The organism is Pedobacter sp. AC464, from assembly GCF_979253075.1.
This window is the reverse complement of sequence record NZ_CEEDBV010000001.1, coordinates 272,435-285,328: the sequence shown is the minus strand read 5'-3', so window position 1 is coordinate 285,328 and position 12,894 is coordinate 272,435. Positions and strand designations below refer to the sequence as shown.

The 12,894-nt window shown below is 38.2% G+C and carries 11 protein-coding genes and 1 other RNA gene; 8 read left to right on the top strand and 4 right to left on the bottom strand.

The window, feature by feature from the left end:
- The first annotated feature begins 541 nt into the window (after positions 1-541).
- The gene (locus AC0IWT_RS01190; protein WP_471795620.1) at positions 542-1,141 is read left to right on the top strand and encodes a hypothetical protein; all 600 of its coding nucleotides are present in this window, start codon (positions 542-544) and stop codon (positions 1,139-1,141) included.
- 309 nt (positions 1,142-1,450) lie between these two features.
- On the opposite strand, the gene AC0IWT_RS01185 is transcribed toward AC0IWT_RS01190, so the two are convergent.
- On the bottom strand, positions 1,451-1,786 hold the full coding sequence (locus AC0IWT_RS01185; protein ID WP_471795619.1) for a DUF1493 family protein: 336 nt from the start codon (positions 1,784-1,786) through the stop codon (positions 1,451-1,453).
- 469 nt (positions 1,787-2,255) lie between these two features.
- On the opposite strand from AC0IWT_RS01185, the gene AC0IWT_RS01180 reads away from it, so the two are divergent.
- Complete coding sequence (locus tag AC0IWT_RS01180; protein ID WP_471795618.1) at positions 2,256-2,600, top strand: cupin domain-containing protein; 345 nt, start codon at positions 2,256-2,258, stop codon at positions 2,598-2,600.
- Between the two features lie 27 nt (positions 2,601-2,627).
- Positions 2,628-3,359, top strand: a complete 732-nt coding sequence (locus AC0IWT_RS01175) for a M17 family peptidase N-terminal domain-containing protein (protein ID WP_471795617.1) — start codon at positions 2,628-2,630, stop codon at positions 3,357-3,359.
- Positions 3,360-3,663: 304 nt separating this feature from the next.
- Here the strand turns inward: AC0IWT_RS01175 and ssrA are convergent.
- From ssrA to AC0IWT_RS01160, 3 genes are all read right to left on the bottom strand, one after another.
- Positions 3,664-4,030, bottom strand: a transfer-messenger RNA (tmRNA) gene (gene ssrA / locus AC0IWT_RS01170).
- An 85-nt stretch (positions 4,031-4,115) separates the two neighbouring features.
- Positions 4,116-4,889 carry an NIPSNAP family protein gene (locus AC0IWT_RS01165; protein ID WP_235528553.1) on the bottom strand — a complete coding sequence of 258 codons (774 nt, stop codon included), beginning with the start codon at positions 4,887-4,889 and terminating at the stop codon, positions 4,116-4,118.
- Positions 4,890-4,910: 21 nt separating this feature from the next.
- Complete coding sequence (locus tag AC0IWT_RS01160; RefSeq protein ID WP_471795616.1) at positions 4,911-5,540, bottom strand: DUF4159 domain-containing protein; 630 nt, start codon at positions 5,538-5,540, stop codon at positions 4,911-4,913.
- A 151-nt stretch (positions 5,541-5,691) separates the two neighbouring features.
- On the opposite strand from AC0IWT_RS01160, the gene AC0IWT_RS01155 reads away from it, so the two are divergent.
- Genes AC0IWT_RS01155 through AC0IWT_RS01135 form a run of 5 tightly spaced genes read left to right on the top strand, consistent with a single transcriptional unit; the run spans position 5,692 to position 12,844 of the window.
- Positions 5,692-6,690 (top strand): AAA family ATPase, encoded by a 999-nt coding sequence (locus tag AC0IWT_RS01155; protein ID WP_471795615.1) that lies wholly within the window; start codon positions 5,692-5,694, stop codon positions 6,688-6,690.
- A complete protein-coding gene (locus AC0IWT_RS01150) occupies positions 6,690-7,577 on the top strand; it encodes a DUF58 domain-containing protein (RefSeq protein ID WP_471795614.1) in 888 nt (295 codons plus the stop codon). The genes AC0IWT_RS01155 and AC0IWT_RS01150 overlap by 1 nt, the downstream gene beginning before the upstream one ends.
- Before the next feature lie 2 nt (positions 7,578-7,579).
- Positions 7,580-8,944, top strand: coding sequence for a BatA domain-containing protein (locus AC0IWT_RS01145; protein WP_471795613.1), 1,365 nt, complete (start codon positions 7,580-7,582; stop codon positions 8,942-8,944).
- On the top strand, positions 8,931-11,054 hold the full coding sequence (locus tag AC0IWT_RS01140; RefSeq protein WP_471795612.1) for a hypothetical protein: 2,124 nt from the start codon (positions 8,931-8,933) through the stop codon (positions 11,052-11,054). The genes AC0IWT_RS01145 and AC0IWT_RS01140 overlap by 14 nt, the downstream gene beginning before the upstream one ends.
- Before the next feature lie 2 nt (positions 11,055-11,056).
- Positions 11,057-12,844, top strand: coding sequence for a hypothetical protein (locus AC0IWT_RS01135; protein ID WP_471795611.1), 1,788 nt, complete (start codon positions 11,057-11,059; stop codon positions 12,842-12,844).
- Positions 12,845-12,894 lie beyond the last annotated feature (50 nt).

Below are 12,894 nucleotides of genomic sequence, written 5' to 3'. Positions count from 1 at the left end.
CAGAACATTGATCGTAGCTATTTCAGATTTTAGAAAATTAAGGTCACGCTGATGGAAAATACCTATCGAACCCTTGCTTTCTTCCGGCCTTATTGGTACCCGGACATATCATCATTTCAATCGTATCACATGGAAGGTCATCACTAGTATCGGCAAAATTTAAATTAGTTGTTCTACATTTACCTTGGTTGTTTTTGTGTGATATACATATTAGTATAATTCTTACTGATGCAGATTATTATTTGCTTATAATTACAATTAACAATAAATGACTGAACATTAGGGAGAAAGTTTAAGAGATTGTCTCTAAAAGAGAGATGTAAGAGCAGATAAGGCGGTAGAAATACTTCGGAAAAGACGAGTTAGTTGTTATCAATATTTTAAATCAAAAGATTTAAGCAGAGATGTTGTAAGTAACATAACTAATTAATTTGAAGGCCGGAATAATTACCATTCACTCAATCCAGGATACGAGGATAACGATTTGAAGCTTCAGGAAAATGAAGAGATTTTAGTATAGTACAAAAATAAACAAGAAACGATGAAAACATATATTTTGACCTTACTGTCAGTTCTGCCACTATTTGCTTTGGCGCAGAGAGGTAGTTACGTACTTAAGCTATCCTCTGTCGACATTGAGGGTGAAAGCAAAGGAACTATAAAAATCGACAGTTTTAAGCCATCAAAGATTGTGTTCTATAAAAGCAATTATACGGATAGCTTGATCGATATTGTTTTTACTGACAATGGTCAATCGATACCCTTTGAATTGACTAACAAGGCGGAGAAAAATATAAAAGTTAACTGGAACGAGGCTTGTTATATTGATTTCTCGAACACTAAAGGAAAAATAATGCACGTTGGGGTGGAGTATATCATTAGAAGTGGGGACTACCCTCCGACATCAATAGCAGGTGGTTCTAAAATTTCAGATTTTGCTACCCCAACTGATAACGTTTTTTACAGTCTAGGGTACTATGGCGGGTGGAGAACTAAGCACCTGCTTCCATATTCGAATCCTAATGGCGCAAAGACATTGGTCGGCAAGAGAGTGAAATTGCTGCTCCCAATTCAAAATGACGGGAAGCAATTGGATTATTTATTTACGTTTGATATTGTTTTTAGTCCAGTAGTTAATTAGATGGTTAAACAGGATATTGTCTCAGACATATATATTCGAGCGCAATGAACCCCCTCCCTGGCACACGCGTGTCGTGTGTGCACTTAAATTCTCAACATCAATCATAAATAGCTAATCTTATAACCTAAAAGTATAGTATGGAAAAATTAAGTCCGCCTTAACTAGAAAAAGATACGAGTAGAATTTTGAATAAATTCCTATCATAGATGAGAACCACATAAAAGGTAACTGAAATGATATACTTATCATTCGAATAGAAGCTAGACAAGCATCGAATATTAGAACTTTATCTAGTTTATTATATAAGCATCACATATTAATAACATGCTCATCTAATTTACCCAAGATTAATGCTTTTTCTAGATGACCGACTGTAAAATTTTTCCTCTCTCTTTTCTTTCCATTAGTAAAAAACCTGATGATTGACGGAAGGATAACATCTCCCTCACCGCTGAAATAATTTCCTAGGGGAAAGTGCTTGATATCAACGTCAAATTCTCTACCAAATGCAATGATGAAATCATCCGCATCATCCCCATAAATACCAAGATCATCTTCTATTTTTGTATCTCTGGTTATATCCATATCAACAGCAGATTCTTTCAAAATAAAAGTTTTTATTCTTTCGAAAATATTTTCGTTCATAATCGTTCTAGAAGTTATTTTTCATACATCCTTCCTGTTTCAGGTATTCGTTTAATCTATTGTTTAAATCATTCGTGAATGTGGGTGATGCTCATATATGTTTTTTAAACGGATTAAAGATAGAACAAGTTTTTTACTTTACATTTTTCGGATTGATTATGTATTCCATGAGTCCACGAGTGTTTGCATCTAAGGTGTAGTTTGTTGAGAACTAAAAATCTTTTAGCGCTGAACAATTCTTCAATCATAGATTCCGCTGTATTGATTTTTCTACTAAGAAATCCTTTGTAAACCGACCATGACCTAAGTTGACAAACCCAATCATTAAATAACCTTAACAAGTTCTCAAATCTATTTCAGCTCATGTCAACGATTACTTTCGCCCATTCACCGAACTGCAAATGAAAATAATAGGTTTTCAAGTTAGATTTACAGTAGAAAAAACAGGGACCAGTAAAAAATTACGACTATGAAAACAACGCCACTAAGTTTTAGATATGAACTGGAAAAAAAAGAACCACGCAAGAATGATGTAGGAAATACGAGAGGTGCATCTGTTACTGATTTTCCAGCATCTATTGGCATCCCAATTAGCAGTACCATTTCGGGTTCGATTATCGAATTGCAACCTGGTGCGCTAAGAGAAATGCATTGGCATCCAATTGACTTTAACAGCGGAACCTATCATTCTATTGATTTAAGTAAATGGCTAGCTGGAAATCCCAAAGATGTAGTGGTGACTAACTTCGGATTAAAAGACGGGGAAATTGAAAAATTTCCAACTAAAAAAATCTTTATTCAAACTAAAATATAATTTCAAACCCCATTTAAACTATTGATTATGAAAACGACAAAAATTAGCATTACAGCCCGCATCAGCTTGTTATTATTTCTGATATTGGGCATGGTACAATTTTCTCTGGCTCAAACTTCCGTACCGACTACAAAGGCCAATACCTCAAAAATTTGGGGTGCTGTAGATGGAATTTCCATTGAAGGGATGGTTCAAGGTCCTTCTACCGAGATTACGGCACTACAAATTGCCTGCGTTTTTGAATATACCGAAGGCGATATTTTCAACTCTCCACCAGCACTGCCGGAAGCGGTAAATGGAATGGTTCATCTTGATAAAAGCCTGAACGGGCTGATCACTGAAATCCGTAAATCAGGCAAATTTGCAGGCCATTCTTTGGAAACCTTATTAATTACGCCACCAGCCGGAACTATCGGAGCAAAAAAACTATTGCTAATCGGCCTAGGCGATCGAAATAAATTTACACCCGAGTTAATGAAGCAAGTGGCTAGCGTGGGTATGGAGGAAGCATTGCGATTAGGAGTTACTAAATATGCATTCGCAACTGACCTTAAAGATGCGGGAATTGATTCTCCTACTGCAGAAGTTGCGGGCTATGGGGTAACTGGCGCTGTCAATGCCTACAGAACGCAGGTGTTTTTAAAAGCGAAGAAGATGGCAAACTTCAAACCAATTCAAAAAATAACGTTGCTAGCTGGCCCAGCTTATTTTACAACTGCCGGAGAAGGTATTACGCAGGCAATTACTGCTCTAAAATAATTGATAATCCGTTCTACAGTTAAATTGTAAAATGCAACAGCCAATAATTTCTTCAGTTAATGCCAATCAGGATCAATACTTCTTAATTAACTGTGAAATACATAAGCATAAGGGTTTCTTTTTCTCCCCACGATGCACAACATTGCACCGCGATTACCGGGGTATTAGAGGCTGACGCACCTCTTTACACACCTCGCATATACGATATTTTGGTCTAAAAGCCACTAAATCCCTAAAACAAAAAAAACCTGCAAGTCGTTGATTTGCAGGTTTTTTGTTTTTTGATGTTTTTTGTTACTGTTTCCAGTGGAGCCGAAGGGAGTCGAACCCTTGTCCAGTTGTGAGATAAATTATACCTTCTACATGCTTATTTTTCAATTGATTTTCGGGAAATAAACGGGCTGAAAACCGACCTTATTTAAATCCTTAGATACTTTATCTCACCTTAAGTCGTATCTCCTTAAGGCCAGCTTTGTTGTTTCGATGCCCCGGATTCTAACCCAACAATGCAGCAGTTAGAGGGACAAAAGCTATGCTAGTTCTAAACTAGGCAGCTAAGGCGTAAGTATTTTCGCCAACTAAAATTTGAACGTTCACTTTAAGTGCTCTCCGTACAACGCACTGCATGCTAACATAACCTTCGCCACCCTGTCAAATCCAAGAACGGCCCCAGTCATTTTGTTTGCCAACCTTCAAAAGCGGCGTAAACAGGCTACAAATATACAAAAAATGGCTTAGATTTTTGAAAAAAATCAATTACAAATCGGAATAGTCTGTCGGATAAATAAAAAGTGTCACATTTTTTGAAACGTTGTGTTGATATTGTGGCAAGCCACTAATCTTTTTATAGTCTTCTCCAAAAGCCGTCCAATGTTTATCTCGGTCAGCCTTATTATTAAATGTAGTTAAATACATTAGATTTGGCATTTTGCTTCCAGAAATTACCTGGCCGTAAAAAACCGCATTAAAATTTAATTTGGTAAAAATGGCCACCTCGTGGTCGTTAAACATATCTATTTTATTCGATGCAAGGCTTTCTGTGGCAGATTCATAACTCCTCAATTCATAAACCCTCTCGCTTTTTGGCGTGGTTAACTTTGGTATTGCAAACTCAGGCATTGCCGAAAAGGCTTTTAAAATAATGGATTCTAATCTGTTGTAAGGTGGCGTATTATATGCGGCACTCAAAAATGCAGAACCCGCTTCCAGGTATTGTTTATCTTTTGTTAATGTTTCATTGAGTTTAAGGAAATCATCCATCTTTTTAAAAGGGATGAAAACATATACGAGCTGTTCTAGGGTATCTTTCGCAATGGGTTTAAAAACACCAACGCTATTAATTCCTGCCCGGTGAACGGCCGGTAAAAAAGCGTCTTTCAAGTAAGTGTCGACCATTGCTTCCTGAGCGGCAGTTTTTAAATGGTAAACTTTAAGTTGATAATAATACTGATTTTTAGCGGCGAACAAACTGCTATGCAGCATCGTAAAAATTACTGTTGCAAAAAAGATTTTAGTAAGGATAGATTTCAAAATATTTAATTTTTAATTGTGTTAACTGTTTACACCCATGGCATATAAAATAATATTGACGCCGAATTTGGTATTATCTTCGGCTAGAAAGCGTTTATTTCTAAAATCATAGTCCCATTCGCAACCGTAATCTTTGTTGCTGTATAAAACCCCGATTCTGTTATTTACCGTTATCGCCTTCAGGTAATCATGTACCAAATCGTCTCCCCATCCATTTAATTCAAATGATGTTGTCGGCGGACCTTTCTCAAATTTAAAGAATGAATTGTAAATGCCATGATTGTTCGGGATTTTTTTAAGTGCGGTTGCCCCAAATAAATTGCTCATCTGTGTTTCGAAAGACCGGGCAAACAAACCATCAATATCATGGTTACAATCGTCGACAAATACAAAACCACCATTATAAACGTAAGTTTTAAAATTAACGGCTTCCTGTTGGGTAAATTGTACCAATTTATGTCCGCTTAAATAGCAGAATGGATATTTAAAAAGCTCCTGGCTACCAAGCTCGATAACTTTTTCTTCTTCATCCAGCGGAATAGTTGTGTATTCCAAAAGTGAATTTAAAATATTTGAAGGCATGCGTTGATCGGTTTCCCAGTCTCCGGAATTATATTTTAATCTCGCAAATGTGAATTTAGATCTTTGCACAGCACTAAATTAGTGTCAATTTTTATGATTTCGATTTTTTATCACGATTATCATGTAAAGTTTTTGATATTCTTCAGCGTCGGTTAAAAAATATCTGCCTTTAAGCCTATATTGAGGCACAATATCTCACTAACTTAAAAAATCAGTCGTTTTGGAACGTTCAGAAAGCAGCTTAAAAATATTGATCGAGAAGATTTCCTCATTAAAAAGCGAAATACAAAAAGTTATCGTTGGCCAGGATGTAATTATTGAAGAAATGTTGATTGCATTGATGGCGGGCGGACATTGCCTTTTGGAAGGTGTACCAGGTCTGGCTAAAACGCTGATGGTAAAAACCATGTCGCAGGCTTTGGATTTATCCTTCCGCAGAATTCAGTTTACGCCTGATTTAATGCCTACAGATATTGTCGGGACGGAAATTTTAGAAGAAGACCACGTTACAGGTAAACGCTTTTTTAAATTTAATAAAGGACCATTGTTCGCAAACATTGTTCTGGCAGATGAAGTTAACCGAACGCCACCTAAAACGCAATCTGCACTTTTAGAGGCCATGCAGGAGTTTGAAGTTACATACGGCGGACAAACTTACCCGCTCGACCGTCCATTTTTTATTCTCGCAACACAAAATCCAATCGAACAGGCTGGAACATATCCCCTACCTGAAGCTCAGTTAGACCGCTTTTTGCTTTACATAAAAATTGGCTACCCAACAGCGCAAGAGGAGGCGAAGATTTTAAGCAGCACAACCGGCGCTGGCAAAGCAGTGGTAAACCCGGTAATTAGTGCCGAAGAAATAAAAGAACTGCAGGCAATTACAAGAGAAATAAGCATCAGTAATGATTTAGTAACCTATGTTAGTGATTTAATCAGAGCAACCAGGCCAGACACGACGCCGGTTGCTTTTGTAAAAGAATGGGTAAGATGGGGCGCTGGCCCGCGGGCCGGACAGGCGCTAATTTTAACCGCAAAGGCACGGGCTTTGTTTAAGGGAAGATATGCCGTTGTGTTAGAAGATTTACAGACAATGGCTTATCCGGTGCTACGCCACAGGGTGCTAATGAATTTTAAGGCTGAGGCTGAAAATGTATCAGCAGATAGGGTTACCGACGAGTTGATTAGAGCGATTTCAAAACCAAAAGCCAATATTTAATGAGTAAACTACTCGATCCGAAGGTATTGATGGCAATTAAGGAACTGAGTTTATCGGCAAAAATGACGATAGACGGGTTTATGAGCGGCATCAATAAAAGCACAATTAAAGGTGCCGGATTGGAGTTTAGCCAATACAGAAGTTACCAGCCCGGCGACGATTTGCGCTCGCTGGACTGGAAAATGTTCGCCCGTTCTGACCGGTATTACATCCGTGAATCGGAAGTTGAAACAAATATTTCGATTCGCATTTTAATTGATGCCAGTGCATCAATGAACCACAGTGACGGAGATTTTACCAAAATTGATTACGCAAAATACCTTGCCGCATCACTTGCGTATCTGGCAAATTTACAAGGCGATGCTATCGGGCTATATGTTTTTCAGCATGCTGGAATTTTCTCGATGACGCCGAAGCAGGATTTTCAACATCTGGCAAGATTGTTTTATCAACTGGAAACAATATCGCCAGACGGTGCCTTTACCAAGCCCATATTTTATAAAGCACTTTTTACAGGAAGTCAGAAAAGGGAATTACTGGTTTTTGTTACAGATTTTTATCAGCAAAATGAGGAAATATTACACCTGCTGGATACCCTGAATACACTCAGGCATGAAATTGTTGTGTTCCACGTGGTGGCAAGAAACGAACTCGATTTAGACTTTAAAGGCTTCAGCACTTTCGAAGATTTGGAGACGGGCGAAACTATTCAAATTGACCAGACAAAAGCAAGATTGGCTTATAAAACCAAGCTTGCAAACCACCTTGAAGAAACGCGGATAAAAATGTTGGACAGAAGAATTGCGTATAGAACCATTTGTACAGACGAACCTTTAGACCTGGCTTTAAGGGATTTTTTAAAACAACGAAGTAAACTTAGAATTTAATTGTGCAGTTTTTATATCCCATAGGTTTACTGGCACTTGCAAGTGTAATAATTCCCATAATTATTCATTTGTGGAATGTTAAGCAAGGCAAAACGCTGAAAATTGGCAGTATTGCCTTACTGGGAGAAAGTGCTCGTGCAAGTTCGAAAAGTTATAAAATAAACGATTGGCTGCTATTTATACTACGCTGTTTACTGTTAGTGCTCGTAGCGATTATCATTGCACAGCCTTTTAAAAAAAGCAATTTATCAAAGAAAAATTCAGGCTGGATATTGGTAGAACGGTCGAACTTTTCAAAAGTATTTAAAACCAATCGCAAAACGATTGATTCTTTAACGAAGCGTGGATATCAGATTCATGATTTTAATTTAGGATTTAATCTGATCGATCTAAAAGACACTTCGAAAACCTACACACCGACCGGGAATCTACTAAATCATAACTCGCTGTTAAATCAGTTAAATGCTCTGGTCCCAGCTCAAAGTTCAGTTTATCTTTTTACCGACAACCGTTTGAAAAATTTTGGAAATGAGTTGCCAGCGGTTTCCTATAAACTGGTTTTAAAAACGCTCAATCGTGTGGATACAACAAGTAACTGGATTACCGATTATGCAGGTAAAAAGTTTCAGGCCGTATCAACTCCATCGAGCACCATTTATACAGCAGTTAATGATGTTCCATCGCCGGTTAGGGTAGCTGTGTATGAAACTCCCGGCCATGCAGACAAACAATATTTACTCGCAGCGTTGAACGCAATTGCAGGCTTTTCCGGAAGAAAAATCATATTTAACCCGGCGGGGAAAGCAGATATTGGCTTTTGGCTTTCTGAAGAACCGGTTTCAGCAAATTTTAAATCAGAAATTGATACCAACGGAACTTTATTTGAATACGCAAAAGGCAAAGTAATTGCCGAGCGTTCTTTCATAAATATAAATGGGATTAAGGTTGCATTGTATAAACGAGTTGAGGCGACGACAACATTTGATAAAAAATGGACTGATGGTTTTGGCAATTCAATTTTGTCGCTACAAGAGACGGATAAACTAAAAGTTTTTCACCTGTACACCCGCTTTAACCCACAATGGAATCAATTGGTTTGGAACGAGGTCTTTGTTAAAGCATTAATGCCAATGGTTATTGTAGATAAAAGCGCCGGGGAGTTTGGCTTCGAAGAAAACGCGGCAGATCAGCGCCAAATTGCTCCAAAGCAAAGAAAATTCACTCAAACTAATGAAAGCGCAATTGCTTTAAAAGCAAACCAGGACGAATCAATTTCGCACATATTTTGGCTCGCAGCATTTCTTATTTTGCTCGCCGAACGCATTTTATCATTCAGAAAAAAAGCAAATGTTTATGTTAAAAACTGAAGGACAAAAATGGATTTACGACCTAAGAATGAAGTGGATTTGGTTACACTTAATTAGGCTTTTTGTGATTAGTTTGTCCGTCGCCCTCCTCTTGTCGGCGGTTTTGATTTACGTTTTACACGTGCCTCCGCTGGTTTGTTGCATCATTTTACCTTTATCGTTAATTATTGCTTTGCTTCGCAAGCCAATATGGAAAACCAGCCAGCAAGAGTTTTGCCGTTATGCTAACAATAAATACCCTGAACTGGAAGAAAGCGCCGACTTGTTAATCCAAAACCCAGACAGCTTATCATTGCTTGAGCAACTTCAACGCTCAAAAATTGAAAAAAGAATTACGGAAATTAGCTCGCCACAAGAGCCTGTTAAAAAGCTGTACGCTGGTTTAGCATTTCTGGCGACAGCATTAATAATAAGCTTCGCAATTGCAAAAATCCCCAAAACTAGAGAAAAAGATAAATCCGGGTCGCAAGCTCTGCGCCCATTGCCTGCAATAAAGGAAAATATCCTTCCGGAAATTTCAGATTTCAGCGCAACCATAATTCCTCCGGCTTACACAGGCAAACCCGAACGTAAACAAAAGCACTTTTCGATAAAGGCAGAAACCGGTGCAAAAATAAACTGGCAAATTGAAACAAACATTGCAGTCGAGCGCCTAAAAATCACGTTTAACGATAAAGAATCAGTTTCCCTCAAGGCCAGTAATAAAGAACGAACAACCTGGCTTTTTTCTAAAACCCTCGATAAAACGGGTTTTTACCAGTTGGAAATTGATGGTAAAAAGTCAGATTTGTACCAGCTCGAAGCAGTTGCCGATTTGCCGGTAATTATTAAAATAACACGGCCAAAACAACACACAACAATAGATGTTGGGCAACCTCAAAAATTTAATCTAAATACCGTTTTGACGGATGACTATGGCGTCAACGACGCCTTTATTTCTGCTACGATGGCTAGTGGAAAAGGTGAAGGTGTAAGTTTCACCGAAAAAAAATTGAGCTTCAATACGCGTTTTAACAACGAGAAAAACAAGGTATTAAACAGGGAAATCGATTTGAAAAGCCTGGGAATGAAACCCGGTGATGAGCTCTACTTTTTCGTTAAAGCGATGGATAATCATGGTCAATCGAGCCGTTCTGATGTTTATTTCGTTTCCATAGTTGATACAACTGAATTGATGAGCATGGCCGGAATGACAAATGGCGTTAATCTGGTTCCTGAATATTTCAGGAGTCAGCGGCAAATCATTATTGATACTGAAAAGCTATTAAAAGCGCAATCTTCGCTCGCTGCTGACGAATTTAAAAACCGAAGCAATGAACTGGGAGTCGATCAAAAACTTTTGAGGTTGCGCTACGGCCAGTTTTTAGGGGAAGAAAATGAAACAGAAATTGGAGGTGACCATGATGACCATGCAGAACACAGTGGCGAGGAGGAAAAATTCGGCGATGTGACCGCAATAATGGATAAATATGCCCACAAACATGATATTGCGGAGGATGCAACCTTTTTCGAGCCGGAAATGAAAGCCCAGTTAAAGGCTGTTTTAACAGAAATGTGGAATTCTGAGTTGCGCCTGAGAACCTATAAACCACAGGAAGCATTGCCATACGAATATAAAGCGTTGCGATTGCTGAAAGATTTGCAACAAAAATCGAGGGCTTATGTGGCTAAAACTACGGTCAAAACGGCTTCATTAAAACCTGAAAAACGATTAAGTGGCGAACTTGATAAAATCACGCAACCCGTTCAAAAGATGTCTGCAGCGCAAAAAGACCAACGAACAACCAATTTGAAAACTACTTTAGCTTTACTTGAAAGTCGAAAAGCCGGCAAAAAGTTTTCCGAAGGTGACAGATATTTGTTAAGCGAGACGGAAAAATATATGATTGGCGCCGCGGCTGATAATCCTGCAACATACCTTAATGCGTTAACAAGTTTAAGGCGACTATCACTTAAGAAGATTTTGCATCAAAAAGACATCGATGTTGTTCAGCAGGCCATTCAAAAAATGATTAAAGGCGATTCGCCTAAACCGCAAATACAAACTTCGCTGCCCGCAGCAACACTGTACCAAAATTATTTTAATAACCTAACTAAAACAGGGCGATAGTTATGGAATTTAAATATGCCGTTCTCATATTATCGTTGCTGTTATTGATTTTCCTCCTCTACAAAGAAATCAAAAGAGCAAGCAAGGCCAGGCTGTGGTGGAGGATTTTTGCCAGTATAATTGCTGTAAGTTGTTTTGCTTTGCTGATCATTCCGGTTAAGTATAAGTCGGGTTTTAAAAACAATGCGAACGAAATTATTTTGCTTACCAATGGCCCCGATTTAGATGAACTGGCAAAAATTCGGGGAGCAAAATATGTGCTGGGGGCATCAAATGCAAAAGTTAACAATGCAGTGCCGATTCCCGACCTCTCCTATTTCCTCGCAAACCATAAAGATGTTAGGAAACTTAACATCTACGGCGAGGGATTATCAAAAGATGAATTGCGCAACTTACATGAGTACGAATTAAACTTCCATCCTTCAGAAGGGATAACTGGAATAATTTCTGCCAGCTGGCCGGCTCAAATAAAATCAACGCAACAATTATTGGTTCAGGGAATTTATCAAAACAAGAGCGAAGAAAAAGTAAAACTTTTGTTTAAAGGAATGGGAAGTTCAATTGATTCCATCTCTGTTGAAGGTAAATCCAGTAAAAGCTTTTCATTTTCTACCCAACCAAAACAAATCGGAAAAGCAGTTTATAACCTTATTTCTTTCGACGGAAAAGATACGCTTGCCAAAGAACCCGTTCCTTTTTTAGTTGATGAGCAATTGCCTTTTAAGGTATTGATACTTGCATCCTTTCCCGACTTTGAGTATAAGTTTTTAAAAAAATGGCTTTACGATAATCGTTATCCGTTAACTTTTAGAAGCCAGATAAGTAAAAATAAATACAGTTCAGATTTTCTGGCTATGGATAGCATCAACCTGAACAAGATCAGTACAAACTCCCTTAGAAAATTTGATATTTTAATCATTGATGAAGAGGAACTTGCAGCCATGAATGCACGCGAAAGAAGTGCTATTGATGCGGCTGTAACTGGTGGGATGGGATTATTCATTAGGGTTTCAAGCTTAAAAGCATTAACACCGGCAAGTAGTAAATTTGGCAGATTTGAAGTGCCGAACACGAAAGAAAAGCAGCTTAAAGTGGTGCTAAAAGACGAAAAACACAAATTTAGCAGCTTACCATCAGAACAAAAATTATTTTTAAGGAGTACCCAGAATGATCTGCCCTTGCTTAGCGATGGCGGTGGCAAAGTTTTGGTGAACAGTACAATTAAAGGCGCCGGGAAAGTGTTAGTGTCTTCACTACCATCTACCTTTAACTGGCTGCTAACGGGCAAAAAAAACGACTATACCACATATTGGTCTACAATATTATCTGCCGCTGTAAAAAAGAGAAATGAAAATCAATCTCTGGAAATTCTACCACAGTTTCCTGTTGTAAATGAAAAAGCCAGATTAGTTGTCGACATCCCGACGTCAGGAAAAATTCCTGCATTAAAAATTGATAGTATCCGCTTGGCTCCCTTGCAAAACATCGAACTCCCTTTCGAATGGGAGGCGGTTTTTTATCCAACACGAAATGGATGGCATAATTTAGTGGTAAATCAGTCTGCAGAACCGTTTTTCGTATACCATAAAACAGATTGGCAGGCATTAAAAATTCAGCAAAAAATATTGGTAACCCGCCAGTTTGTAGATAAAGCGAAAGATAAGGAATCAAAAATCAAACAATCAGCTGTTAATGTCGAGGAAGAAGTATCAATCTGGTGGTTTTTTGGAGGATTTTTACTCGCCTCCGCTTTTTTATGGTTTGAAGCAAGAATTCTCGACGCTAAATAGTGTTTGAAACTAAAATGTTATAAACCAGCGTGCCAAATTAACTCATAAAT

Coding starts and splice junctions, on each gene's coding strand:
- AC0IWT_RS01140 (WP_471795612.1), top strand. CDS start 8,931: ATGTTAAAAACTGAAGGACAAAAATGGATTTACGACCTAAGAATGAAG.
- AC0IWT_RS01150 (WP_471795614.1), top strand. CDS start 6,690: ATGAGTAAACTACTCGATCCGAAGGTATTGATGGCAATTAAGGAACTG.
- AC0IWT_RS01185 (WP_471795619.1), bottom strand. CDS start 1,786: ATGAACGAAAATATTTTCGAAAGAATAAAAACTTTTATTTTGAAAGAA.
- AC0IWT_RS01135 (WP_471795611.1), top strand. CDS start 11,057: ATGGAATTTAAATATGCCGTTCTCATATTATCGTTGCTGTTATTGATT.
- AC0IWT_RS01180 (WP_471795618.1), top strand. CDS start 2,256: ATGAAAACAACGCCACTAAGTTTTAGATATGAACTGGAAAAAAAAGAA.
- AC0IWT_RS01175 (WP_471795617.1), top strand. CDS start 2,628: ATGAAAACGACAAAAATTAGCATTACAGCCCGCATCAGCTTGTTATTA.
- AC0IWT_RS01190 (WP_471795620.1), top strand. CDS start 542: ATGAAAACATATATTTTGACCTTACTGTCAGTTCTGCCACTATTTGCT.